The sequence below is a fragment of the Massilia paldalensis genome, assembly GCF_044901715.1.
In the GTDB taxonomy this organism is placed as follows: Bacteria; Pseudomonadota; Gammaproteobacteria; order Burkholderiales; family Burkholderiaceae_D; genus Telluria; species Telluria paldalensis.
Genome location: NZ_JBJCIU010000001.1, coordinates 22,591 through 45,811, shown reverse-complemented (window position 1 = coordinate 45,811; position 23,221 = coordinate 22,591). Strand labels below are relative to the sequence as shown.

Sequence of the window (23,221 nt, the reverse complement as noted above, 5' to 3'; positions counted from 1 at the left end):
CTATACTCTCGTTTTTCCAATTGTGGAAGTTTACTCAAGGAGTGCGCTATGGCACGTGTTTGCCAAGTTACTGGCAAGGGCCCGATGGTTGGCAACAACGTCTCCCACGCCAACAACAAAACCAAGCGTCGTTTTCTGCCGAACCTGCAGAACCGTCGCATTTTCGTAGAATCGGAAAACCGCTGGGTCTCCCTGCGTATTTCGAATGCCGGCCTGCGCGTCATCGACAAGCTGGGCATTGACGCTGTGCTGGCCGACATGCGCGCCCGCGGCGAGAAAATCTAACTAGGGAGTCATCATGGCAAAAACTGGCCGCGACAAGATCAAACTGGAATCGACCGCAGGTACCGGTCACTTCTACACCACGACCAAGAACAAGCGCACCATGCCGGCGAAGATGGAAATCACCAAATTCGACCCGAAAGCACGCAAGCACGTTCTGTACAAAGAAACCAAGATCAAGTAATCCTGGTTTTGCGTCGAAAAAAGCCGCCACTGAGAAGTTGGCGGCTTTTTTATTGGGCGCGTACAAACCCGTCACCCCTGCGCAGGCAGGGGCCCAATTTCCCAGCGCGCGAAACTTGGGTCCCTGCCTGCGCAGGGACGACGGGCGAAAAAAAACGGCTCCGCATGGAGCCGTTTTTCATTCACAGATCACGATCGATCATGCATAGCTGCGCAGCCGCATGGAGAATTCCTGCAGCGACTTGATGCCCGACGCTTCGGCGCGCGCGCACCAGTCCTGCAACTGCTGCAGCAGCTGGTCGCGGGTCGAATGCGAACGTTCCCAGATCGCGCCCAGTTCCACGCGCATCTGGTGCATCGTTTCCAGCGCCTTGCTGTGTTGGAACAGCTCGACCAGCTGGGCCTGCTGCGCCGCCAGCAGCTTGCCCGGTTCGCGCTGCATCGACTTGCGGGCGCTCTTCAGGAAACGCGCTTCCAGCTCGGCCTTGTGCTTCAGGTGCTCCACTTCTTCGCGGAACGCTGCCTTGACCGACTTGGCGTATTTCGCCATCACGTCGTAGCGGTTGGCGATGACGGCCTGCAGCGTGTCGAAATCGGCTTCCGGCTTGTTCTTGGCCAGGCGCGGCTTCGGGATGGTCTTCTTGACCTTGGCCAGGCCCACGGCCTGCATCATGCGGATGTAGGCGTAGCCGATGTCGAACTCGTACCACTTGCTCGACAGCTTGGCCGAGGTGGCGAAGGTGTGGTGGTTGTTGTGCAGTTCCTCGCCGCCGATGATGATGCCCCACGGCATCAGGTTGGTCGCCGCGTCGTTGCAATCGTAGTTGCGGTAGCCCCAGAAGTGGCCCAGGCCATTGATGATGCCGGCCGCCGTGATCGGGATCCACAGCATCTGTACGGCCCAGATCGTGATGCCGGCCACGCCGAACAGCATGAAGCTCAAGGGCAGCAGCAGCGACACGCCCAGCCAGCTGTACGGGGTATAGAGCTTGTTCTCGATCCAGTCGTTCGGGCAGCCGTGGCCGTACTTGTCCAGGGTTTCCTTGTTCTTCGTCTCGGCACGGTAGAGTTCGGCGCCTTCGAGCAGCACCTTCTTGATGCCGTGCGTCACCGGGCTGTGCGGATCGTCGACGGTCTCGCACTTGGCGTGGTGCTTGCGGTGCACGGCGGCCCATTCCTTGGTCACCTGGCCCGTGGTCAGCCACAGCCAGAAGCGGAAGAAATGGCTGGCGATGGGGTGCAGTTCCAGCGCGCGGTGCGCCTGGTGGCGGTGCAGGTAGATGGTGACGCCGGCGATCGTGATGTGCGTGACAACCAGCGTGTACACGACCATCTGCCAGACCGAGAGGTCGAGCAGACCGCCGTCCAGGAAGGACAGCACGGCGTGCCAGGTATTGCTCAGAGAATTCATCGATGCTCCACTGAAGGAAAAGTAAGTCGTTCTTTCTGTGGAACGATCACAAGGGAAAAACGGTCATTCAAACTGCATGACGCAAATACGCATTTTACGCGGATCCGGTTCTGTGCGGCATAAGCACTCTCAATCAATGTGCTGGTGGCGATGAATCTTCCGGCGTTTTTGCGATCCGCGCCACAACCGTGGCGATATGGGAGTCGAGCAGCCGGGTATCGACCGACGGATAGCCGAGTTTGATCTCGCCACTGCTGACGAGCGCATAGATCTTCTTGTTGATTTCCGACACGACACCGCCCTGCCCGTTCTCCGGATCGGCGATCCAGAAGCCGAGGTCGAGTTCATAGCCGTCGGGGCCGAAGCGCGACAGCGAGCAACCCGGCGCCGGATCCTCCAGCACGCGCGGGGCGACGGCGGCCTGGGCGATCAGCAGCGGCATCACGACGTCGAGGTCGCTGCCATAGGCCACCGTGATCTTGGTGCCGGCACGCACGCGGCGGCTGCTCAGCGACTGGTTCTGCACGGTGCCGGAGATCAGCATCTCGTTCGGCACCACGGTCTCCACGCCATCCAGGCCCTGCAGCACCGTATAGCGCGTATTGATCTGCGTTACCTTGCCGGTGAAGTTGGTCACCGAGATCATGTCGCCGATGGACAGGCTGCGCTCCATCAGGATGATGAAACCGGATACGTAATTGCTGGCGATGCGCTGCATGCCGAGACCCAGGCCGACGCCCAGCGCGCCGCCGAACACGGACAGCACGGTGAGGTCGATGCCGACCCAGCGCAGGCTGGCCAGCACGGCGCCCACGATCAGGACGGCGCGGCCGACCCGCGCCAGCGCCACGCGCAGCGAGCTGTGCAGGGCCGTCATGCCCATCAGCCGTTCTTCCAGCGCCGTGCCGGCCCACAGCGCCAGCATCAGCATGACGGCGATCGTGACGATGCCTTGCAGCAGGTCGTCGATCGACACGAAATCGTTGCGCTTGGGGCCGTACTGCAGCCGGTAGCTGCCCAGGAAGTCGGCGATGTCCGGCCACAGCCCCGTGATGTACAGCACGACGGCCAGCCACACCAGCAGCACGAAGATCTTCTCGAACGTGACGAAGGCCTCGCCCAGCTGCCCGCGCCGCGCGAACACGCGCCGCAGCATGTAGAACGCGGCGCGGATCAGCGCCAGCGACCAGAAGATGGGGATCGCCACCTTCACGATATTCGTGTGGAAGCGATATTTGTTGAGTACAAATTGCGCCAGCGTGAGCAGCGCCACGACCAGCAGCGGCGCCATCACGCGGGCAAAGCTTTCCACGCCGGCATGCATGCCATCGGCCACGCCGCGGCGGCGTTGCCACCAGCCGCGCACCAGGCGCGTGACGACCAGCCCGACCAGGATGGCCGCGATGATCGACCCGATCTGCCAGGGCATGCCCGGGCGGCTCAGGTCGTCGAGGAGGTCACCGATCAGGTTGGTCAACGGCATGGACAGTGCTTACTCCTCGTCCGCCCCGGCCGCCTCGTCCGACGCCGGCTTCGCTGGCGCTGCCTTGCGCTCCAGCACGGCAGCAAAGAAGCCGTCGGTGCCGTGCTTGTGCGGCAGCATCTTGAGGGTATCGCCCATCTCCAGCGGGATGCGCTGCTCGGCCAGCACCTTGCTTACCGGCACCAGCTCGAAATCCGGGTGCGTGGCCAGGAAGCCCTGCACGATGGCGTCGTTCTCTTCGTCCAGCAGGCTGCAGGTCGCGTAGACGAGGCGGCCGCCGAATTTGACGAGGCGCGCCGCGCCGTCCAGGATCGACGCCTGCTTTTCCGTCATCTCGGCGATGGCGCCTTCCTGCTGGCGCCATTTCACGTCCGGGTTGCGGCGCAGCGTGCCCATGCCCGAGCACGGCGCATCGACCAGCACGCGGTCGATCTTGCCGGCCAGGCGCTTGACCTTGGCGTCGCGCTCGTGCGCGATCACGACCGGATGCACGTTCGACAGGCCGCTGCGGGCCATGCGCGGCTTCAGCTTGGCCAGGCGCTTTTCCGACACGTCGAAGGCGTACAGGCGGCCGGAATTGCGCATGATCGCGCCGATGGCCAGCGTCTTGCCGCCGGCGCCCGCGCAGAAGTCGACGACCATCTCGCCGCGGCGCGCGCCCAGCAGCTGGGCCAGCACCTGGCTGCCTTCGTCCTGGACTTCGATCGCGCCTTCCTTGAACAGCGGCAGGTTCTGCAGCTGCGGCTTCTTGCGCACGCGCAGGCCCAGCGGCGCGTACGGGGTCGGTTCGGCCACGATCGGCGCGGTCGCCAGTTCGGCGATCACTTTCTCGCGGTCGGCCTTGAGCGAATTGACGCGCAGGTCGAGCGGGGCCGGCGTGTTCAGCACGGCGGCCAGCTGCTGGGTTTCCTCTTCGCCGTACTGTGCGACGAATTTCTCGTACAGCCAGTCCGGCAGGTTGGCGCGCTGTTTCGGCGGCAGCAGGTTGCGGTCGATTTCCTGGATACGCGCCACGAAGGCGGTTTCCTCTTCCGTCAGGCCGCCGAGGGACTCGGCGCCGATCGCGTCGGCCATGCCCATCAGCACGAGGCGGCGCATGGTGGCGCCGCCGGCGAAGTCCGTATAGAAGGTTTTATTGCGCAGTACGGCATAGATGCACTCCGCGATGGCACCGCGCTCGCGGCCGCCGAGGCGGGGGTGGTCCTTGAAGTAGCGCGACAGGGTGACGTCGGCCGGGGCGGTAAAGCGCAGGATCTCGCGCAATACCTCTTCCGCATTGCCGAGAATCGCGGGTGGCAATCTCATGGTGTTCCTTGAATTTTTAAATACTGGTGGCCGCGGCGATGTGGACTGCGCCGTCGTCAATGCTCAGTTTGCCTTCGACGAACAAGCGTACCGCTTGCGGATAAATCATGTGTTCCTTTTCCAGCAGGCGCTGGGCCAGGCTCTCTTCGGTATCGCCGGGCAAGACCTCGATCTTCGCCTGCAGCACGGTCGGGCCATGGTCCAGCTCGGCCGTCACGAAGTGCACGGTCGCCCCGTGCTCCGTTACCTTCGCTTCCAGTGCCTGGCGGTGCGTGTGCAGTCCGGGGAACAGCGGCAGCAGCGAAGGATGGATATTCAGCATGCGGCCGGCGTAGTGCTCGACGAACGGCGCCGTCAGGATGCGCATGAAGCCGGCCAGCACGACCAGGTCGGGCGCGAAGCCGTCGATGGTCTCCCGCAGCGCCGCATCGAAGGCTTCGCGTGTAGCGAATTCCTTGTTGGGGACGACGGCGGTCGGGATGCCGCGCGCCTGGGCGAATGCGAGGCCCTGGGCGTCGGGCTTATTGCTGATCACGGCGGCGATGCGGGCCGGCCAGCGTTCGGCGTCGAGCGCACGGACGATGGCTTCCATGTTGCTGCCGCGGCCAGAAATAAGGATCACGATATTTTTCATAATCGCGTATTGTAACCCGGGGCTGGGTGTGGGCCCAAGGAAACGGAGGGGCTGCAAAGTTGGGACGTTGCAGGAATGGCAGACTTGATGACATCGCCAAGCTGTTCGACGTCATCCCTGCGAAGGCAGGGACGACGGTCTATAAGCTAACGGCTGGATCGGGCTTACTCGAACGGCCGCGCGCCCACCCATCCCACCGACTGGGGCGATTGCGGTTCCTCGAAGGAATAAAACACGCGGAACGGCACTTTTTTCTCGGCCCAGAATTCTGCCGCGTCGCGGAACACGTCGAGCAGCGTTTCGCGCGCTTCCTTGTCGAATTTTTGCGTATTCGGCAATTGGTCGAGCACGGCGAGGAAACCCGGTTGCGGACCGGCGTCGGCGATCACATTGGTCAGGCAATTACGCAGTGCATCGAAATTCTTGCTGCAGGGCTTGGGGAAGAAAAATTGCTCGCCGATGCGGGAGCAGACTTGCTGCTTGGTCACGGCATTGGTGCAGAGGGCATAGAGAAAATGATGGCCCAGGCGGAGCGCTTCTTTCTGCAACTCCGTAGGACGGTAGGCGCGGATCGACTGCACAAGATTCGGCGGTACTCTCATCAACAAACTCATCTTTTCCTCAAATACCCGGTCGCCAGCGCGTGGTCTTGTGGAAGCGTCGGGCTTGCTCGCTTTCTCCTGGTCTCGTTTCCACGCGCCAATAAAACCCTAAGTCTCCTAAGGGTAACGTTTTGTGGTATGGGAATCAACCCGAATATGGCCGAGCACGGCATATTTGTAAAAAATGCCGGATTTTCAGGGAAATGCATGGCGGTTTTCCGACGTTTTTACTGTCCGAAAGACCGTGGCGGCATCTGCATACCAGCTGTTACATTTTGTTGCCACGCGGATCGTTTCTTTCGGCTTTTCGGCGCTACCATAGAATCGTGGCGAAAAAAACGCCTTTTACCAACACCGCAAACGTCAACGCATACAGAATCCAGAATCGAGGTATGACCATGAAACTGCAAGCCAAATTGATTGTTTCCGCCTTGGGCATCTGCGCCCTGCCGCTGGCCCAGGCACAGGCTGGTGCCTTCGAGGACTTCGGCCAGGTCGTCCGCGTGCAGCCGCGCGTCGAGCAGATCCGCAGCCCGCGCCAGGAATGCCGCACCGACTACGTGCAGGTACCCGTGCAGCAGCAGCGCAGCCAGGCCGGTACCGTGATCGGCGGCATCGCCGGCGCCCTGCTGGGCAGCCAGGTCGGCAGCGGCAACGGTAAGGTGGCGGCAGCGGCAGCGGGCGCCATCGCCGGCGGCATGGTCGGCGACCACGTCGACAACGACGGCCGCCAGTACGGCAACGGCGTGCAGGAACAGGCTGTGCAGAAATGCCGCACCGTCGACGCCGTCGAGACCCGCACCAACGGCTACGACGTGACCTACGACTACCGCGGCCACACCTACACCACCGTGATGGACCGCGACCCGGGCAACCGCGTGCGCCTGCGCGTGTCGGTCGACCCGGTCCAGTACCAGTAAGCAGCTTTCCGCTTTTACGGGCGCGGTCCCCCTCCTCTTCGCCGCGCCCTCGGCTTTCCCGGTGCTTGCACCGGGGAAGCCGGTCCAACGATAATAGGACGTTCCCCTCAGGTCGCCCTATGCTCATCAAACGCAAATCCATCGAACTGGCCGAATCCTCGCGCCGCCCCGCCCGCAAGCCCAAGTTCGCCCCCGTCACCCTGTCCGAACAGGACGGCGTCCGCTATCTCCACTTCGGTACCGAATGGGTACAGGGTGCCATGCGCATCCGCAAGCCCGACTGGCCCGAGCTCGAATACGCCCAGCAGATGATGGCGTGGATGCTGTTCATCGAACAACCCCGGGCCATCGCGCAACTGGGCCTGGGCGCCGCCTCGCTGACCAAGGCGACCTACCGCCTGTTCCCCGAGGCGACCGTCACGGCCGTCGAGCTGAACCCGTCCGTCATCGCGATCTGCCGCTCGATGTTCAAGCTGCCGGACGACGACGAGCGCCTGCACGTGATCGAGACGGACGCGCTGGACTTCGTGCTGGACGCGGCCAACCACGATGCCTTCGACGTGCTGCAGTGCGACCTGTACGACGCCACCGCGCGCGGCCCCGTGCTCGACACGCCCGAATTTTATAAAGCGTGCAACGATTGCCTCGTCGATGGCGGCGTCATGACCGTCAACCTGTTCGGCGACCACCCGAGCTTCGCGAAGAACATCAAGGCGATGCGCTTCGCCTTTGCCCACGTGATCTGCCTGCCCGAGGTCCACGACGGCAACGTGGTCGCCCTGTGCTTCAAGACGGCGCCCGACCTCGACCCGGCCCGCCTGGCCGCGCGCGCCGCGCAGATCGTGGCCGACACAAAGCTGCCCGCCAAGTCCTGGGTCAAAGGCATCCAGGCCGCCGGCAAATCCTGAAGGCCGCCACCATGCAGACCGCCGCCAAGCCCCCCGTGCAAAAGCTCGACCTGCAGACCATCTTTTCCTGGCTGCTGGCCGACGGCATCGTCGAGAAATCGACGGTCAAGCCGCACTTCGCGCAAGCCCAGGGCATCCTCAAGAATGCGGTGGGCTCCATGCATCCCCTCACCGCCGTCGCCCAGTGCAAGATCGTCTCGGCCAGGGCGCCGCACCGGCTGCTGACGCTGGACGTGCTCAGCGAATGGTGCGCCGGGAAGGTGAAGCTGCCCTGGCTGCGCATCGACCCGCTCAGGATCGACTTCACCAAGGTCGCCGACGTGATGTCGGCCAGCTATGCGGCGCGCTTCAACATCCTGCCGGTGGAACTGAAACCGGACGCGCTGGTGGTGGCGACGGCCGACCCGTTCCGCACCGAGTGGCAGGACGAGATCGCGCGCATCTCGCGCCGCCGCATCGACCTGGTGATCGCCAATCCGCTCGACATCGCCCAGTACATCTCGCAGTTCTTCAGCCTGGCCAAGTCGATCCGCGACGCCAACAAGGCCAGCGGCCAGGACCTCGCGCTGCGCAACAACTTCGAGCAGCTGGTCGAACTGGGCAAGGCCAACCGCCAGGTCGATGCCAACGACCAGCACATCGTCAACATCGTCGACTGGCTGTGGGGCTATGCCTTCGAGCAGCGCGCTTCCGACATCCACCTGGAACCGAAGCGCGAGTCCGGCGTGATCCGCTTCCGCATCGACGGCGTGCTGCACCAGGTCTACCAGGTGCCGGCCGTCGTCATGCTGGCGATGACGGCACGCATCAAGCTGCTGGGCCGCATGGACGTCATCGAGAAACGGCGGCCGCAGGATGGCCGGATCAAGACCCGGACGCACGCAGGCCAGGAAGTCGAGCTGCGCCTGTCGACGATGCCCACCGCCTTCGGCGAAAAGCTCGTGATGCGCATCTTCGACCCGGAAGTGGTCGTGAAAACGCTCCCGGAGCTGGGCTTCCCGCCCGACGACGCCACGCGCTGGGACGCGCTCACGCGCCGCCCGCACGGCATCATCCTCGTCACGGGGCCCACCGGGTCGGGCAAGACGACCACGCTGTACACGACCCTGAAGGCGCTCGCGACCAGCGAAGTGAACGTCTGCACGGTGGAAGACCCGATCGAGATGGTCGAGGCGTCGTTCAACCAGATGCAGGTCCAGCCGGGCATCGACTTGTCGTTCGCCGACGGCGTGCGCGCGCTGATGCGCCAGGACCCGGACATCGTCATGATCGGCGAGATCCGCGACCTGGAGACGGCCGAGATGGCGATCCAGGCCGCGCTGACGGGCCACCTGGTGCTGTCCACGCTGCACACCAACGACGCGCCGTCGGCCGTGATGCGCCTGCTGGAGCTGGGCGTGCCCTACTACCTGCTGGAAGCGACCCTCATCGGTATCATGGCCCAGCGCCTGGTGCGCACGCTGTGCCCCCAGTGCAAGGCGCCGGACGGGGAACTCAACGACGACGTCTGGAACAATATCGGCGGCAGCTGGAACATGCCCAGGCCGCAGACCGTCTACCGCCCCATCGGCTGCCCGGAATGCCGCCAGACGGGTTTCCGCGGCCGCACCGGCCTGTACGAGCTGGCCGTTGTCACGGAAGGGTTTTCCCGGCTGATCCAGGAAGAGACGGACATCGGCGCGCTGCGCCGCCAGAGCGTGGCCGACGGCATGAAGCCGCTGCGCATCGCCGGCGCGCTGAAGGTGGCGGAAGGGGTGACGACGGCCGAGGAAGTGCTGAAAGTGACGGCGGCACTGGTGTAATCGCATTTATTTTTGTATCAGCCCTGGCGCAAACCGGCATCACCCGCTATAATGCGTGCCTTCTTCGGGTCGTTAGCTCAGTTGGTAGAGCAGCGGACTTTTAATCCGTTGGTCGCAGGTTCGAATCCCGCACGGCCTACCAAGTATTTCCAAGAAGCCCACGAATTTCGGTTCGTGGGCTTTTTGCTTTTCTGGTCCCTCTCTGGTCGCTTCGGAAAGCGTTCGCTTTCATCTGGGCCGTAGTGTCATCGAAGCTCACGTTCGAGCTAGGCAGACCGAAACCTAGAGGGTGACGACTCACGGTCCAACTTACGAAGCTAAACGCAGCTCCAGGTCAAGAGGGATAGTAAGGGTAGATCGGCGGTACTGGTACCGTATCGTCAACCAAGAGGCGATCGCTGATGCCGAACGCAAGCACTGGACATCCGCCTGAACCTGCACCGTCGATTCGCGGTCTCAGCTTGTTAAAGTGAGTTGTCGACGACCCGTAGGACTCCTTCTTGCCAAACTGCGCAAACGTGTCCTGCAGATGGGTACATCGCGTGATGATCACCCCAACACTCAAAGCTTTCAAATCAAACAACAAACGGAAGTTGTTCAGGTCTCGATCGAAAAATGGATCCTTGTTGTTCCATTCAATCTCGACACCAATTTTGTTTTTAAAGCAATCAATCGAATGCGTAGGCGTCAGTCGCTCAATGCCATCGACCTGTTGCCTGGTATCAAATTTACGCTCACACCACAGTCTTTCGTAGAACGCACCGTCCAGTTCCTCAGCAATAAGCGATTTGCGTCCGCCTGGCGCCACGATGTGACTTTTTCTTAAGCGAAAGTTTGTCAAAATTTCACAAATATCCGCGAGCTCCTCGGGGAAGTCTCCTTGGAGAATTGCCGTGGCATGGTTCCACTCGTGAATTTCGTAATGATCGTGAATAAATTGTGGCAAGCAGCTTAAAGCCATATGTCGGTCCTGACAAATTGTTGTCAGAACGTAATATCATAAATTGCCTAAAAGATCCAGCATCCTGTAAAATCGATAGGTTGAAGAGGTGAAAATGAATGACGAATTTGCAACACTAAAAAATATCAAAGATGCAACCTTCTCCGAAGAGCAAAGTACCAGCGATGACGTTAAAGGCCGGTACGAGCCTCGCAGGTATCCTCAAGTCATCAAATACATGGGGTCTAAGGCAGCTATCCTCGGTTTCATCGGGTCCGAGCTCGCTAAGGTGCATGCAGATGGCCGACCATTTGTTGACTTGTTTGCTGGTGCATGTGCAATCTCGGGCGGATTCGGGCATGTCAGCAAGGTTATCTCCAATGACATACAGGAATATTCAGCCGTTATTTCAAGTATTTATCTGAAGCGGGCTGAAAAAATCGGGAATTTTGACATTATCGCTCTAGCGTCAAAAATAGCAGGGGCAAACCTAGCGTTAATTCCAAAAGGAACTCAGTATACACCCAACACCACACTCGATGAATTCAATAAAGTTGAGCGCGCTAACCGTGATTTATTGAATCGAGATTTTAGTCATTCGCACCATTTATTTACAAGAGTCTACTCCGGGACATGGTGGAGTGCAGAGCAGTGTGTGTGGATTGATGCAATTCGTGAAGTCTTAGACGACCTTCTCGCAAAAGGAAAAATTGAAAAGTCTGATTTTGATTTCGGCCTTACGTGCCTGATGCATTCCATGGCATATACTAGCCAAGGCACTGGACACTTTGCGCAATACCGCGATGCAAAAAACATAAAGGGAATGGCCGATATTAACAAGTATCGGAACGCATCGCTTCCATCGATATTCAAACGGAAATTTGATTTGCTATTAGAATGGAATTTGCAAAATGTAATAGACCTCGAGCATGAGATGGTTTCAATGGACTATCGCGACTGCTTGGCAAGCATTCCGCCTTCAGTTGTGTATGCTGACCCCCCTTACGCGTTCGTTCACTACAGCCGCTTCTACCATGCAATGGAAACCATTGTAAAGTACGACTATCCTGAAATTCAGCACGTTGGAAATAAGATTGTCAAAGGTCGGTATAGGGTAGGTCGTCATCAATCGCCTTTTTGCATTAAAACAAAAGTTAAGCAGGCTTTTATCGATCTTTTCGATGGAGTTAAAAAATCAGACAGCGATCTTTTGCTTTCGTATTCCAACACCGGAATGATTAACATTGACGAGTTAATGCAGCTTGCGGAAGCTACTTTCGGCGAAACGTATGATGTCTGGTTCGATCATATGTCCCATACTCATATGACTATGGGAAGACGTGAGGATCGATCGCGAACCGTTCGTGAATCACTTATTATGGCAAGAAAAAAATAATCTAATAATTGTAATCGCAAGCCCATGAATTTATTGATTCATGGGCTTTTTTCTTCCCCCTCCGCTCCTCTACCAAGAAAGAAGCCTAGAGTATAATTAGCTCCTCTTTTTCCAGCTGCGACAGAGCTATCCCAATGCAGAAGCGTTACAACTGAGAAACGTCATCTGCACCTACCATGCGCAGCAAATGTAAAATTTCCATCGAATTTCACTGAATCTCAAGACACAAATAACAAAGGAACTTATTCTTTTTACCGTACATATTGCCAAGAGACCAATAATCTAGCAGAATTTCGTAGTAGTCGTTGAATTGAGCGCCTTGCAATGTCACTGAGAGAGGTTATATGAGCCGGAAATACACTGGAAGCTTCGACCAACTAAAAGCTGCATTGACATCAATCGGGAGTGATTGGGACGAGTCTCAAACTAATAAGAAGGTTTTACGCCGCGAGGGCGCCGTACTAAGTTGGTTCGTTTCGACAGGAAGCCTCCAGTTTCAAGGAAAGTTGGGCGCAAAAGAAAGACTCGAAGCAGACACTCTTAAGATTCTTTATCCGGACCAACCAGAAGGCGTTACGAATATTCCAACGGATGACGTAAAAGAAACTCCGACGGAAGTGATTTTATCCAGCGCTCAAAGCGTTTCACTAGAAACGCAATATTTGCTCCACGGCATTAATACTAGCGAAATTATTATCGGTATAGTTAGTGCGGTGGGCACAGAGTCGAAGTTAGTTACTGAGCCTTTAAAGGATCGCCTCAAAGGATTTGGGTATTCAACTGAAGAAATCCGGGTTTCGCAGATCCTTCCCGCGTACGGAGACGACGGAAGCGAGTACGACCGTATTAGACACTATATGAATGCCGGAGATAAACTACGCGAAAAATCAGGAAATAACGCGATACTTGCGGCAGGCGCAGCTAAGTTAATTGCAGAAAAAAGGACCAGCAAGGCAACCAGTATCAAAAAAGCGTATATAGTAAACTCTTTAAAACACCCAGATGAAGTAACTTTCTTGCGAAAGGTTTATGGTGACGGCTTCTACCTTTTCGGCATTCATGCTGATGTGAAACGACGACATCATTTCTTAACAGAGGACAAAGGGTGCACCTCGACCGACGCAGATTTACTAATAAAGATTGATGAAGACGAAAGCATCGATCACGGCCAAAAGACCCGAGACACTTTTCATTTGTCAGACTTCTTTCTGAATCTTGGAAGAAATAGCGACCAAGTTAAAAACACAATTCAACGCTTTCTAGAACTCATCTTCTCCCATCCTTATCAAAACCCAACGTTCGACGAATTTTCGATGTTTATGGCGTTCAATAGCTCAGTCAGATCGAGTGATTTGTCTCGCCAGGTTGGATCAGTAATATCAAAGGATCACCAGATAATTGCGACTGGAGCAAACGATGTTCCTCGCTCTGGCGGCGGGCTCTACTGGGCTGAGATTGATCCTGATACAGGCAAAGTCAAGGACCAAGATGATGGGAAAGACTATACGCGCGAAGAGGATTCAAATAAGCGAACACAAATTGAAATTATCGAAGAAATAGCGGCCTCAGCCCTACAAGAAGGGCTAGTTCCTGGCGATAAATCTGACAGGCTTAAAGAGGTTTTGAGGAACAGCAAGATTTCCGATCTCACAGAGTTTGGTCGAGTCGTTCATGCTGAAATGGAAGCATTATTGTCGTGCGGGCGCGCAGGCATCCCAACATCTGGCGCGATTTTATACTGTACGACATTTCCATGTCACAACTGCGCGAAACATATTATTGCCGCAGGTATCAACCGCGTAGTTTACGTTGAACCTTATCCAAAAAGCCGCGCTCTAGACTTCCATTCTGAGTCTATCCATCTAAAAACTCAACCTGAAGAAAAACCTGATCCAACTATGGTCACATTTGAACCATTCATCGGCGTAGGTCCTCGACGCTTCTTGGACCTTTTCTCTATGAATCTCGGATCGGGATCAAAATTGAAAAGAAAAAGCAAGCAGGGCAATACGATCGAATGGTCTAAAGACAATGCAGTCATCCGTACGCCGCTACTTCCGCATTCGTATCTGGATATTGAGAGGGCAGCGGTCGACTTATGGAATGCATCAGTTTAATGTAAGGATTAAGCGTTTTATTTGGTAAAACGAAGACTGTTAAGGTTGGTGCATTTCGGAATCTACTTTGTAGTAGATCATACGTCGAGCAAAGGGCATCCCCTATTGCTCGGCGTAACCGACAAGCCGACTCCGTCTGAATCCGGTGTGCAGGGTGTGCAGATGATCGTCGTGCGCACTAATATCGGAAATATGCCAGTGTGGCAAGGCCGCTGTCCGCCCGAAATCACAGTTCAGCCGATCACACGTCAGCATAGGTCAGATCAGCCAACCATTTAACAACGAGGAAAGACTTATGTCCGACACGGTCATTACGCTGAAGTTGCCAGAGGTCATCAGGGACCTCTGGGTAGCACAACAGGCCCTTGCGAAGCACTACGAAGCTACCGGCCTGAAATTCACGCTCGATGGCCGCCTAGTAGGCGATATCGCCGAAGCATTGGCTCTCGACCACTTCGATCTGAAACCTCCGAAGAAGCGTACCGGAGGCGTCGATGCCGTGACTCGTTCAGGGAAGACTGTTCAGGTAAAAGCGACCGGAAACCCGAAGTCCGGCCCAGCATTCACACCGGGCAAAGGATGCGCCGAATACCTTCTCTTCTTCGCGATAGATTTCGAGGCAAACACGGCATCAGTCATCTACAACGGTCCGGAAGCACCAGTTAGAGCCTTGCTGCCAGCCGAGGGATGGTCGGGCACGAAGGTTCTCCGCCTCCCCGAGATGGTCAGACTGGCGAAGAGCGTCGCACTCTCCGACAGGATCGCTCACATAGCGCGTCCGGTAGCAGCTGCGGCATAGTTCCACAAGACTCCGTGACGGGCGTCTCATCGCGCAAATGAGCACCACGACACGTTGCGCGCCGTCGAGCATGCCAACATCAAAATTTCTCTGACTAGGCAGGTCTAAATCGGGTCTGGCACATGACAAATGCCCCTCTTTGACAAGAGGACCGATCGCTCCGAATGGGGTCAAGTGATCTATTTAAACTTTCCCTCGTTTTTCCCCAGCTCTAACCCCTAAAATACGCTCATGCTTTCAGGTTGTCCGGCACGTTTTTTCAATGTCCGTGATGACCTAGCGACTAATTGTTTTCCTTAATAACAAGCAGCTGCATCGCTGTCGCACAAAGCTTTTCTGCCAACTTCTGAGTTTCGCTTACATAGTTTTCCCAGTAGCCGCGACTTGATGGGTCAGCACGAGTAAGTTGGCCCATATTCACAAACTCATAACCTCCTCGTCCGCCCGCGCTCTGCTGACCAAAGTGTCGAAAGAAGTCTATGACTTGCGAATAAAGCAATTGACGTAGCTTTTCTAAATTAACATCTTGAAACATGAAGCGGGGATTCTCATGCATCCCCATAATTTCGTATAACGGATTTGTTACTAAATCCCTTACAAAACTTCCGAACTGTTCATTCCTGATGAGTTCGATTGTTCTATAGGACATCACCTCGCTGTACTTTTCGAGGGTAGCCGTATCCTTTGAAGAATACCGGGACGCGGTATTCGAGTGTCCATGAGAGTGGGACAATTCGAGCTCTCGTGTCGCGCGGCTTTCGGCAGTAATCTTCCAAGCTCTAATTTCGTCAGCTTTATAGGCAGTTTTTTCCTTATCGATCAAACTTCCATGAGTCGGGCACATCCATATTCCGTTAGAGATGTCGCTTCGCTGCTCTGGGGTCAAATTCGCATCGTATCGAGGCCCTCCAGGTGCGGCTGCGGTAATATGCGCCGCAATGCCGTTTCTTATCCATTTGTCAGGAGATTCTTGTGCCGGTCCCGCAGTCGTGGCAGGGCAGTTTGGAAACGAACACTTCCAACCAACACGACCTGCGAGTGCCATCTTTACAGGTCCAGAAAAATCATCTCTACTTTCAGCCATTTAACTACCCGGTAAGTATGTTGACAGGTAATTCTAAAGCAACCGGAATCTGTCAGTGGCAAGAATTTGCTGCCCAACTTCGCTCTCCCACCGTTGCGCAACATCTCAGCCTTGGCTTCCCTACCAGCAACATCGCACGACTGCGCCGTCACGCCTGCCACTCGAACAGGCTCTGCGGTCATCCCATCGGTAAAACGAATGGCTGTCAAGCTGCACCGAGATAGGCGCTATCTCTAACGCAACCAACCCTGGGTCGCCGCTCCAATCGGCCTGGCCGCTCGAGCATTGCTCGATCCCTCAACAGGTGTGCTGGGTGTGCTGGGTGTGCAGGCTGGTTCGCCGTATTCCCATCAAACCGGTGTGCTGAGTGTGCTGGGTGTGCAGGCCACTTCACGTTCCCATCAATAGATGCGCCCATGTGCTGGGTGTGCAGAACGCTCCAGCCCTTCCCGTGCAAAAACCGTTACCGACTGCCACCACGACCGGAAATGGACCGGACGACTCGGCGACGTCCAGGCCGGGCTCGCTCACCAGCCGATGTAGCTTGCCGAACCTCAGTCATTGGACCGTGAACGCTTCGGCCACGGCCCGAGACACGGATTCGAACTTCCCGGAACACCGCCAGCGCTCCCATCAGCGTATCAACCCACCATCGAGAACCTTCCATGATGAACAGACAATTTCGCTTCAACAAAAAACTTATCGATGCCATCCCGCCGCACCCCGAGGACGCCAAGGCCAAGGAAAGCGAGTATTCCGACACCGAGGTCGCGGGGCTGCGCATCATCGTCAATCGGCGTGGCCGCAAGTATTTCCTCTTCCGTTACTCCTTCGATGGTGCCAAGCGCAGCATGAAGCTGGGCGACTATCCGCAGATGGACGTAGGGAACGCCAGACAGCGAGCACTGGACTGTCGCCGTCAAGTCGCCACCGGGACCGACCCGCAGGCAGCGGCAGCTATCTCGGCGGCCGCTCGGCTGACGCTACGAGAGTTCGTGACCAATGATTACCTGCCTCACGCCTACGCCACCAAGCGTAGCGCCAAGGACGACGACGGGCGAATGCGCAACCTGCTTCCCGAGTTCGGCGATCTTCCTCTGGCGGAAATCACGAGCCATTCCATCCAGCAGTTCCATGACCGGTTACGGGTGCAGAAATGTGCTGCCACGGCGAACCGCCACCTTGCGCTCCTCAAGCGATGCTTCAACTTGGCCATTATCTGGGGCAAGCTCGACGGGCGTAATCCAGCAAAGGGAATACGCATGCATCAGGAAAACAACCAGCGACAACGCTACCTATCGGGCACTGAACTCCGCTCGTTTCTAACCGCCCTGGACGAGGAACCGAACCGCCCGCTGGCCGACGCGCTGCGCTTTCTGCTCATGACCGGCGCTCGCCGTACTGAGGTGCTGAGCGCGCGCTGGGACGCGATCGACCTCGACAAGGGGCAGTGGTTCCTGCCGCACACAAAAAGCGGCAAGAGCCGGTTTGTCTTGCTGAACGACGGAGCGATCGAGCTGCTTCGTCAGCGCGGTCGGCCTGCTGGGCATGTTTATGTGTTCCCCGGCAAAAACGTGGGTGAAGCTATCTGCAATCCATACAAGGGCTTCAAGCGCGTGCTGAAACGCGCAGGCATCAGCGATCTACGGATTCACGATCTGCGGCATAGCTTTGCCAGCTTGGCGATCAACAACGGGGCAACCTTGTACGAGGTACAGCATTTGCTCGGCCATGCCGACAGTAAGACTTCGCAACGCTATGCCCACATGGCCTCCGATAACCTGCGCAAAGCGAGCGCGCAAGTTGCTGCAGTAATCGCCAAAGCCCAGCCACAAGCTGAACCCGTGTCGTAAACGAAAAATCGCTCAAGAAGTGTACTTGAGCGATTTTTTTTGGCGTAATTATGCGACTAGGTAACGAGTTGCTCCTCATCCGTCCAGACGCGCTTACTGACGAATGTGTAGCCATAGAAACGATTATTACAGTAGCGAGACATATGCCGCCCGTCCTGTTGCTGTTTCAGGATACCCAACCCTTTCAGCTCATCCAGCATTCGCCGTGCGTCCTCACCAAATTCACGGTTGTACACGTCGGTCGGAACGACTATGTAATCGTCATCCACAAACGCAACGGCCTCACAGTCCAGGTCCGGCTTACCTTCCATAATCTCATCGAGATGTTCGTCGAGGAAACGACGAAAGCGTACCAATGCGTCTGCACGTGCCCCCCACCATAACTCGGTCACCAGCTTAAAAGCAGCGTCGATTTTTCCGATCGCATCCTCTTCGAAAACCCTGGCCTTTACGGCAATGCGACCAACCGCTGCCGCGCCAGCAAGCCGCTGCACCACCCGGCGTTCGCCATCTCCACAGCCCTCCGGCAGCAGTTCGCGCTCGATATCCGAAGCCTGCTCCAGCAGATCGTTCACCACGTCAGGGTTATCGCAGCAATATTGAATGATGGCCTCGCCAGCCGTGCCGTACACCTCTCCACAGTTGCGCTTCAGGTGGCGGGCGACTGCATGGAACGAGTCGAACGAGCCGTAATGGGTAAGCACGCGCGATTCCGTAATTGGAATATCAATGGCCCGGTCCGCTTGGCCGCCGAGCATTTGCTTTCCGCTTTCTGTGATCCTGTCAGCAATCGAGACTTCTGCCGATGTAATGACGTTGGACTGCCAGCGCTCGCGAGGTGCTTGTTCTCCGTTCGATAACATGCGAATCTTGCCCTCGCCGGACGCGATCATGTAACACAAAGCATTGATGACCGATGCGGAAACCTCGGTCAGTTCATCGAACAGGATGGGCATAGGGCTGTACCTGCCGAGGTATTTTTCGCAACCGTTCACGGTGCCGTTAAATCGCGAAACATAGGCCGGATGATCGGCATGTGCGCCTTGGGCCGGGTCAACACCGTTTCCAAAGACGCTGGCAGCACATTGTTCTGCAAGCGTCTTACCGGTCCCCTTCTCGCCAAAAAAGTTAGCCAGGAACGAACTCACGTTCAGACGATCCAAGAACAGGCTTGCCATGCTGATACACACCATCGCAAGAATGATCGGATTAGCAACGATGTGAACGCCGATCTTTGCCTGCCAAGCACACAGTTCCCCACGTGCCCCCATTACAGAGACATCTGCACACTCCAGCCAGAATGCACTGACATCGATCCCGTTACTAGCGATCAGCTTGTTGCCAGTGAAGAATGCCTTATGTCCGGCAAGCCAACCAGGCTTTTTGACGAGTTCACGTGAATGACCAGATTTAGTGGCTTCGACTGAAGACGCGAGAAGGTACTTAGACGCATGAATCGCATGAAAGACGATAACGCCGCGTGCGCTGAGGACGGCATCGAGTTCCTTTGGGTTCCCGAGTAACTTGGCCTCGACTCGCACCCGACACGGCTGCATGTTGGGCACGCAAGGAATGATGGTAATAATGCGGCTTGATGTATCCGTAGCTGGATCGATCACGAACCCGTCCACGTACGCTACCCCCATCATAACGGGAACGTACTGGTCGTTTCCCTGATCGTACTGAACGGAACCATTTTGGCAAATATATTTGCCGACCATTCCGCTCGGCGCCTTCATGCTATGAAACTTATTCATGCTGTGTCCTTACGCATTCTTCTTCGATTCAATCCATTCGGCCACGTCATCGCTCGCGTACCGTACCGCCCTGCCCACCTTGACGAACGGGATCTGCGGCCCGAGCCCGGTGGAGCGCGCTTTCTCAAGGGTCTGCGGCGCGATGCGCAACATGTCCGCCACCTCCTTCGTCGTTAAATAACTGCTCAGTTGATCCATAAAATTTTCCTTTGTAATTGCGTTAAAAAAATCAGCCAGCCCATCATAGACGGATATCACTCCCGACAAAGTTCAGTAAAAACAGCCACTTAGGCGTAAATGGCCGACTATTGAGAAAGCCGCGGACAAGGGTTTTATCGGTGTTCCCCGCCGCGAATCGGGTTTGTCTAGGTAAGTCGTTCACGCGCCGGAAATCCGGTTGCGTACCTGAACTTCAGCCATGCAACCCGATTTCCTTGCTTCTTTTTGCCATTCGCAGCGCGTCCTCCCGCGCTACGCAGCGGCAAAAATATTTTTTTGATTTGTCGTTGATTTGCGACAGTTGACGCGCTGCCGATCACGCCAGCGCACCAACCAGATTGTTCGCATCGATCAATGCCTGATCCTGGAGGTGTGCATACCGTGCAGCGGTCACGTTCGGAGAGGAGTGACGCAAAGCCTTGGACACGGTGTACAAGGGAACGCCCGCGTTGACCGCCAGCGAGGCCCAGTTGCGGCGCAGGTCATGGATCGTGAAGCCGTCGATACCGGCGCTTGCGCAGATACGCTCGAACGCCTTGGCGGGCCTCGTCATGGGTTTTGCAGGATTCTTGCCGGGAAACAGGTATCCAGTTTTTCGCTTGCCGATTACTTCATGCAGCAGTTCCACCGCCGCCGAGCTGAGGCAGACATGTGCCGCCTTGCCCGACTTCGTCATGGGCAGATACCAAACACAGCTCTCCAGATCGATGTCTTCCACCTTAGCGCCGAGGGCTTCGCCAAGTCGTGCAGCCGTCAGGTAGAGCAGCATGAACAGCAATGCAGCGGCCCGGTTGGTCTCGCGCTCGCACGCCGCCTTGAACGCGACGCGCTCGTCCGGATTGAGCACGCGGGTACGAATGTTCGCCTCCGGAAGCGAACGAATATGCTTGGCGGGGCTCTTTACGAGGAGATCGTTCTCGACTGCGTGACGGAATATCGCCTTCAGCAGCGCGAGGTAGCGATTGACGGTCGCCGGGGACAGTTGCTCGCGATCGCGCAGCATATCGAGGAAGGCGACGATGTGCGACGACTTGATCGCGGCCAGTGGCATATGCCCGAATTCGCGGGACAGCCAGCGTTCAGTTTTTTGAACATCGTCCTTGATGCTGCGCTTGCGGGCTTTCTCGGCCGGAAAGTAGTGATCGGACCAGAGCCCGCCGAAGGTCAGGCCGATCCAACTGGGCGCGCGCGGGTCGATCCCTTGCGCTGCCTGGAGGCGTGCAGCGGCACATGCGAGTCGGGCCTGCTCGACCGAGAACTGCGCGCTGTAGTCCCCGAGGGCCAAGGAAAGGCGCTGCTTATGCAGGATCGGGCGCGCACGGAAGTTGATGCGTCCGCTGCGATACAGTACCGCAACCAGCCCGACGCATTTCGTGTCGTAGCAGTCGAGTTGATTCTTGTCGCTATTGGCAAGGAACCAAGTCGAGGCAGCGGTCAGGCTGGCCTTTGTGAAGCAAAACTTCGTTGAAAAATGGTAGGTGTTTGTCTCTGGGAGCATGTTGATAGTCCTTTACTAGGACTACCGGGGTCCACTATAGCCGTCCGCCCCCCATCCTGCATCCCAGACCGTCAAGCTCAGTCAAGGAACAACCGGACACAGCGTCAAACAACACGCCTTAACGACTTTCTTACCCATTGCGCGCTGTACGGCCCAACCGAACAGCGCTGGCGACTGGCCACGCTTTCCGATATTACGATCTGATTGGTGGATCAGGAACTTTCTTCCGGCACCCTGGAGCCAACGCAGCAGTAGCAGTGACCTTGATGCTAGGACCGACTACGCCAGAAGCCCATTACGCCCATCACAAACAATATCGGGAGGAAGGGCAATCTTTGCTGCAAGAGCACTTGAGTTAGCTCCCGCAGTTGGGCGGTTGATGAGCAGTCATGCAGCCTGCTATAGAGCCTAGAATCGCCTGCGGTAAAGACGTGCAAAGTGCACTGGAAGGCACGCCGATTGATTATCGAAACTGCGGCACACCCCAGCATATATTATTATTTTAGCAACATCATAAGGCCTCTTGTCTAGACAATGGACAAGAGGCTTTTCCATTTCAGAGTAACCCAAGGAGCTCTCACCAATGAAGAAAGTCAACGCTATCCCGAACTCGCAATGGCCGAGCAACAAGATCAACGCATCGACCCGGACAACTGTGCCGAACAATTTCCCGACCTTGCTGCCCGACATCAAGCAAGCATTCCTGCCGAGCAGTCTGGACCTGACGTTCACGCTGAGCTTCCGGCGCTAGATCTGCGGAACGGTTAGCGCAAGTACCGCAACGCTACGAGCATTACTTAAAGCCCCATACCGGTACACGGCGTGGGGCTTTTCTTATCCCAACCAGTCACAGGACCTGTAGACAAATCAAATGAACCAAACAGACACAACAAGCATAGGCGACGTGCCCGCCGAAACGACCGGAACGACCGGCGTCCAGCCCTGCTGGCTGCTCAAGTCCGCCAAGGCCATGAAGCTGGGCAAACATGCAGAGGGCGCAATCTACTATCAAATCTTGACCGACAGCCAGCGTCAGGCTCCATCGTTCAAGATCGTAAGTAACGAAGGCGGAGGCTACTTCAGCAAGGAAGTCGTAGCGTTCGACAGCATCGAATCCTGTCTCGCCGCGCATCCGCAGGATCAGCCCTTCCCCTCCAAGCTGTTGCAGTTGGCGTTCGCTGGCCGGTCCAGCAATAACGCGGGATTCCTCGCAGCCATCCTGCGCGCCGAAGGCTTGCTCGCCCTCGCCCCCGACACGGAAGGCCGTCACGTTATATCCGGCGACTGGGCTGCCTGGAAAGCGTCGGTGCTCGCCGAGCCGGGGCAACTGCTCGAATCGGAGCCAGTGGATAAGGAAGAGAAGGCCGAAGACAAGGAAGCCTCTACGCCGGCCGCTGACGAAAAAGACCCACCCCGGCGCGCGAAGAAATAGCAAACACAATCACTTAAGGACCGACCTCATGACCAGCAACTACTCAACAGCGTGGGAAGCGGGGCGGCTCGTGCGTTACCTGATGCGCGCGCCGAACGTCTACATCTTCGGCGGCCTTCTCAAGCACATCGCCTGCCCCACAGCACACCCCGACTTCACCGATATAGACCTCATCGCAACCGACAGCCGGGAACTGGATCGCATTCGGGACGCCTTCGACTACGTGTTCAGGGAGCTGCCCAGAATTGGGAACCGCCCGCGCTACTTCATCGGAAAGTCACAACGAACCGACAAGGTAATCCAACTCGTCCTAATGCGCTCCCACGTCCAGGCAATGCAGTTCGCAGTCGAGGGGCCGCAGTACGACATCGACCGCGCAGCGTTCGGCAACCGCCAGTTCTACTTCGATGCGGCCATCGGAAAAGAAGCCATCCGGCATGCCATCAGGACGAAGCGAGCAAGCCGCGTCACCGCACCCCGCGACCTAACGCACTACGCGCCGCATCGGCCGCAGATCGAACAGCGTCACAAGCTCAAGCTGATGCGCAAGGGCTTCACCGTCATCGACTGCCCAGCCCCATAACCAACCACTGAAA

22 protein-coding genes and 1 tRNA gene are annotated in these 23,221 nt (G+C 57.0%); 13 read left to right on the top strand and 10 right to left on the bottom strand.

The genetic code is table 11. The features are described from left to right. Positions 1-48 precede the first annotated feature (48 nt). A complete protein-coding gene (rpmB, locus tag ACI1V7_RS00210) occupies positions 49-285 on the top strand; it encodes a 50S ribosomal protein L28 (RefSeq protein WP_025511730.1) in 237 nt (78 codons plus the stop codon). A 13-nt stretch (positions 286-298) separates the two neighbouring features. Next, complete coding sequence (gene rpmG, locus ACI1V7_RS00205) at positions 299-466, top strand: 50S ribosomal protein L33 (RefSeq protein ID WP_078034102.1); 168 nt, start codon at positions 299-301, stop codon at positions 464-466. Between the two features lie 198 nt (positions 467-664). On the opposite strand, the gene ACI1V7_RS00200 is transcribed toward rpmG, so the two are convergent. The 5 genes from ACI1V7_RS00200 to ACI1V7_RS00180 all read right to left on the bottom strand — a co-directional run bounded on the left by ACI1V7_RS00200 (position 665) and on the right by ACI1V7_RS00180 (position 5,912). Beyond that, positions 665-1,876 carry a DesA family fatty acid desaturase gene (locus ACI1V7_RS00200; RefSeq protein ID WP_404529785.1) on the bottom strand — a complete coding sequence of 404 codons (1,212 nt, stop codon included), beginning with the start codon at positions 1,874-1,876 and terminating at the stop codon, positions 665-667. Between the two features lie 133 nt (positions 1,877-2,009). Continuing rightward, positions 2,010-3,359 carry a mechanosensitive ion channel family protein gene (locus tag ACI1V7_RS00195; RefSeq protein WP_404529784.1) on the bottom strand — a complete coding sequence of 450 codons (1,350 nt, stop codon included), beginning with the start codon at positions 3,357-3,359 and terminating at the stop codon, positions 2,010-2,012. 9 nt (positions 3,360-3,368) lie between these two features. Further along, positions 3,369-4,664: an RsmB/NOP family class I SAM-dependent RNA methyltransferase gene (locus ACI1V7_RS00190; RefSeq protein ID WP_404529783.1), complete on the bottom strand. Its 1,296-nt coding sequence runs from the start codon at positions 4,662-4,664 to the stop codon at positions 3,369-3,371. Between the two features lie 16 nt (positions 4,665-4,680). Then, complete coding sequence (purN, locus tag ACI1V7_RS00185; RefSeq protein WP_404529782.1) at positions 4,681-5,298, bottom strand: phosphoribosylglycinamide formyltransferase; 618 nt, start codon at positions 5,296-5,298, stop codon at positions 4,681-4,683. A 164-nt stretch (positions 5,299-5,462) separates the two neighbouring features. Further along, positions 5,463-5,912 (bottom strand): barstar family protein, encoded by a 450-nt coding sequence (locus ACI1V7_RS00180; RefSeq protein ID WP_404529781.1) that lies wholly within the window; start codon positions 5,910-5,912, stop codon positions 5,463-5,465. 386 nt (positions 5,913-6,298) lie between these two features. Between ACI1V7_RS00180 and ACI1V7_RS00175 the strand changes: the two genes are divergently transcribed. From ACI1V7_RS00175 to ACI1V7_RS00160, 4 genes are all read left to right on the top strand, one after another. Beyond that, on the top strand, positions 6,299-6,820 hold the full coding sequence (locus ACI1V7_RS00175) for a glycine zipper 2TM domain-containing protein (protein WP_404529780.1): 522 nt from the start codon (positions 6,299-6,301) through the stop codon (positions 6,818-6,820). Positions 6,821-6,939: 119 nt separating this feature from the next. Further along, positions 6,940-7,728 carry a spermine/spermidine synthase domain-containing protein gene (locus ACI1V7_RS00170; RefSeq protein WP_404529779.1) on the top strand — a complete coding sequence of 263 codons (789 nt, stop codon included), beginning with the start codon at positions 6,940-6,942 and terminating at the stop codon, positions 7,726-7,728. An 11-nt stretch (positions 7,729-7,739) separates the two neighbouring features. Continuing rightward, the gene (gene tfpB / locus ACI1V7_RS00165) at positions 7,740-9,530 is read left to right on the top strand and encodes a type IV pilus assembly ATPase TfpB (RefSeq protein WP_404529778.1); all 1,791 of its coding nucleotides are present in this window, start codon (positions 7,740-7,742) and stop codon (positions 9,528-9,530) included. A 66-nt stretch (positions 9,531-9,596) separates the two neighbouring features. Further along, positions 9,597-9,672 (top strand) — tRNA-Lys (locus ACI1V7_RS00160). Positions 9,673-9,864: 192 nt separating this feature from the next. Here ACI1V7_RS00160 and ACI1V7_RS00155 read toward each other — a convergent pair. Then, entirely contained in the window at positions 9,865-10,491 is a 627-nt protein-coding gene (locus ACI1V7_RS00155) for a BglII/BstYI family type II restriction endonuclease (protein ID WP_404529777.1), read from the bottom strand. A gap of 94 nt (positions 10,492-10,585) precedes the next feature. On the opposite strand from ACI1V7_RS00155, the gene ACI1V7_RS00150 reads away from it, so the two are divergent. The 3 genes from ACI1V7_RS00150 (at position 10,586) to ACI1V7_RS00140 (ending at position 14,782) form a co-directional block, all read left to right on the top strand. After that, a complete protein-coding gene (locus ACI1V7_RS00150; protein ID WP_404529776.1) occupies positions 10,586-11,866 on the top strand; it encodes a DNA adenine methylase in 1,281 nt (426 codons plus the stop codon). A 344-nt stretch (positions 11,867-12,210) separates the two neighbouring features. After that, positions 12,211-13,983, top strand: coding sequence for an anti-phage dCTP deaminase (locus ACI1V7_RS00145; protein WP_404529775.1), 1,773 nt, complete (start codon positions 12,211-12,213; stop codon positions 13,981-13,983). Positions 13,984-14,278: 295 nt separating this feature from the next. Further along, on the top strand, positions 14,279-14,782 hold the full coding sequence (locus ACI1V7_RS00140) for a DUF6998 domain-containing protein (protein ID WP_404529774.1): 504 nt from the start codon (positions 14,279-14,281) through the stop codon (positions 14,780-14,782). Positions 14,783-15,065: 283 nt separating this feature from the next. Here the strand turns inward: ACI1V7_RS00140 and ACI1V7_RS00135 are convergent, their stop codons facing one another. Further along, positions 15,066-15,866: a hypothetical protein gene (locus ACI1V7_RS00135; protein WP_404529773.1), complete on the bottom strand. Its 801-nt coding sequence runs from the start codon at positions 15,864-15,866 to the stop codon at positions 15,066-15,068. Between the two features lie 665 nt (positions 15,867-16,531). Here ACI1V7_RS00135 and ACI1V7_RS00130 point away from each other — a divergent pair. Further along, complete coding sequence (locus ACI1V7_RS00130) at positions 16,532-17,719, top strand: site-specific integrase (protein ID WP_404529772.1); 1,188 nt, start codon at positions 16,532-16,534, stop codon at positions 17,717-17,719. Positions 17,720-17,775: 56 nt separating this feature from the next. Here the strand turns inward: ACI1V7_RS00130 and ACI1V7_RS00125 are convergent, their stop codons facing one another. The 3 genes from ACI1V7_RS00125 to ACI1V7_RS00115 form a co-directional block, all read right to left on the bottom strand. Beyond that, positions 17,776-19,476, bottom strand: coding sequence for a DUF927 domain-containing protein (locus tag ACI1V7_RS00125; protein WP_404529771.1), 1,701 nt, complete (start codon positions 19,474-19,476; stop codon positions 17,776-17,778). 9 nt (positions 19,477-19,485) lie between these two features. Then, a complete protein-coding gene (locus ACI1V7_RS00120) occupies positions 19,486-19,674 on the bottom strand; it encodes a helix-turn-helix domain-containing protein (RefSeq protein ID WP_404529770.1) in 189 nt (62 codons plus the stop codon). A 337-nt stretch (positions 19,675-20,011) separates the two neighbouring features. Continuing rightward, positions 20,012-21,193, bottom strand: coding sequence for a tyrosine-type recombinase/integrase (locus ACI1V7_RS00115; RefSeq protein ID WP_404529769.1), 1,182 nt, complete (start codon positions 21,191-21,193; stop codon positions 20,012-20,014). A 583-nt stretch (positions 21,194-21,776) separates the two neighbouring features. Here ACI1V7_RS00115 and ACI1V7_RS00110 point away from each other — a divergent pair. The 3 genes from ACI1V7_RS00110 to ACI1V7_RS00100 all read left to right on the top strand — a co-directional run bounded on the left by ACI1V7_RS00110 (position 21,777) and on the right by ACI1V7_RS00100 (position 23,208). Then, on the top strand, positions 21,777-21,944 hold the full coding sequence (locus ACI1V7_RS00110) for a hypothetical protein (RefSeq protein ID WP_404529768.1): 168 nt from the start codon (positions 21,777-21,779) through the stop codon (positions 21,942-21,944). A gap of 120 nt (positions 21,945-22,064) precedes the next feature. Beyond that, positions 22,065-22,625 (top strand): hypothetical protein, encoded by a 561-nt coding sequence (locus tag ACI1V7_RS00105; protein ID WP_404529767.1) that lies wholly within the window; start codon positions 22,065-22,067, stop codon positions 22,623-22,625. Between the two features lie 28 nt (positions 22,626-22,653). Next, positions 22,654-23,208 carry a hypothetical protein gene (locus ACI1V7_RS00100; protein ID WP_404529766.1) on the top strand — a complete coding sequence of 185 codons (555 nt, stop codon included), beginning with the start codon at positions 22,654-22,656 and terminating at the stop codon, positions 23,206-23,208. Positions 23,209-23,221 lie beyond the last annotated feature (13 nt).

Coding starts and splice junctions, on each gene's coding strand:
- rpmB (WP_025511730.1), top strand. CDS start 49: ATGGCACGTGTTTGCCAAGTTACTGGCAAGGGCCCGATGGTTGGCAAC.
- rpmG (WP_078034102.1), top strand. CDS start 299: ATGGCAAAAACTGGCCGCGACAAGATCAAACTGGAATCGACCGCAGGT.
- ACI1V7_RS00200 (WP_404529785.1), bottom strand. CDS start 1,876: ATGAATTCTCTGAGCAATACCTGGCACGCCGTGCTGTCCTTCCTGGAC.
- ACI1V7_RS00195 (WP_404529784.1), bottom strand. CDS start 3,359: ATGCCGTTGACCAACCTGATCGGTGACCTCCTCGACGACCTGAGCCGC.
- ACI1V7_RS00190 (WP_404529783.1), bottom strand. CDS start 4,664: ATGAGATTGCCACCCGCGATTCTCGGCAATGCGGAAGAGGTATTGCGC.
- purN (WP_404529782.1), bottom strand. CDS start 5,298: ATGAAAAATATCGTGATCCTTATTTCTGGCCGCGGCAGCAACATGGAA.
- ACI1V7_RS00180 (WP_404529781.1), bottom strand. CDS start 5,912: ATGAGTTTGTTGATGAGAGTACCGCCGAATCTTGTGCAGTCGATCCGC.
- ACI1V7_RS00175 (WP_404529780.1), top strand. CDS start 6,299: ATGAAACTGCAAGCCAAATTGATTGTTTCCGCCTTGGGCATCTGCGCC.
- ACI1V7_RS00170 (WP_404529779.1), top strand. CDS start 6,940: ATGCTCATCAAACGCAAATCCATCGAACTGGCCGAATCCTCGCGCCGC.
- tfpB (WP_404529778.1), top strand. CDS start 7,740: ATGCAGACCGCCGCCAAGCCCCCCGTGCAAAAGCTCGACCTGCAGACC.
- ACI1V7_RS00155 (WP_404529777.1), bottom strand. CDS start 10,491: ATGGCTTTAAGCTGCTTGCCACAATTTATTCACGATCATTACGAAATT.
- ACI1V7_RS00150 (WP_404529776.1), top strand. CDS start 10,586: ATGAATGACGAATTTGCAACACTAAAAAATATCAAAGATGCAACCTTC.
- ACI1V7_RS00145 (WP_404529775.1), top strand. CDS start 12,211: ATGAGCCGGAAATACACTGGAAGCTTCGACCAACTAAAAGCTGCATTG.
- ACI1V7_RS00140 (WP_404529774.1), top strand. CDS start 14,279: ATGTCCGACACGGTCATTACGCTGAAGTTGCCAGAGGTCATCAGGGAC.
- ACI1V7_RS00135 (WP_404529773.1), bottom strand. CDS start 15,866: ATGGCTGAAAGTAGAGATGATTTTTCTGGACCTGTAAAGATGGCACTC.
- ACI1V7_RS00130 (WP_404529772.1), top strand. CDS start 16,532: ATGATGAACAGACAATTTCGCTTCAACAAAAAACTTATCGATGCCATC.
- ACI1V7_RS00125 (WP_404529771.1), bottom strand. CDS start 19,476: ATGAATAAGTTTCATAGCATGAAGGCGCCGAGCGGAATGGTCGGCAAA.
- ACI1V7_RS00120 (WP_404529770.1), bottom strand. CDS start 19,674: ATGGATCAACTGAGCAGTTATTTAACGACGAAGGAGGTGGCGGACATG.
- ACI1V7_RS00115 (WP_404529769.1), bottom strand. CDS start 21,193: ATGCTCCCAGAGACAAACACCTACCATTTTTCAACGAAGTTTTGCTTC.
- ACI1V7_RS00110 (WP_404529768.1), top strand. CDS start 21,777: ATGAAGAAAGTCAACGCTATCCCGAACTCGCAATGGCCGAGCAACAAG.
- ACI1V7_RS00105 (WP_404529767.1), top strand. CDS start 22,065: ATGAACCAAACAGACACAACAAGCATAGGCGACGTGCCCGCCGAAACG.
- ACI1V7_RS00100 (WP_404529766.1), top strand. CDS start 22,654: ATGACCAGCAACTACTCAACAGCGTGGGAAGCGGGGCGGCTCGTGCGT.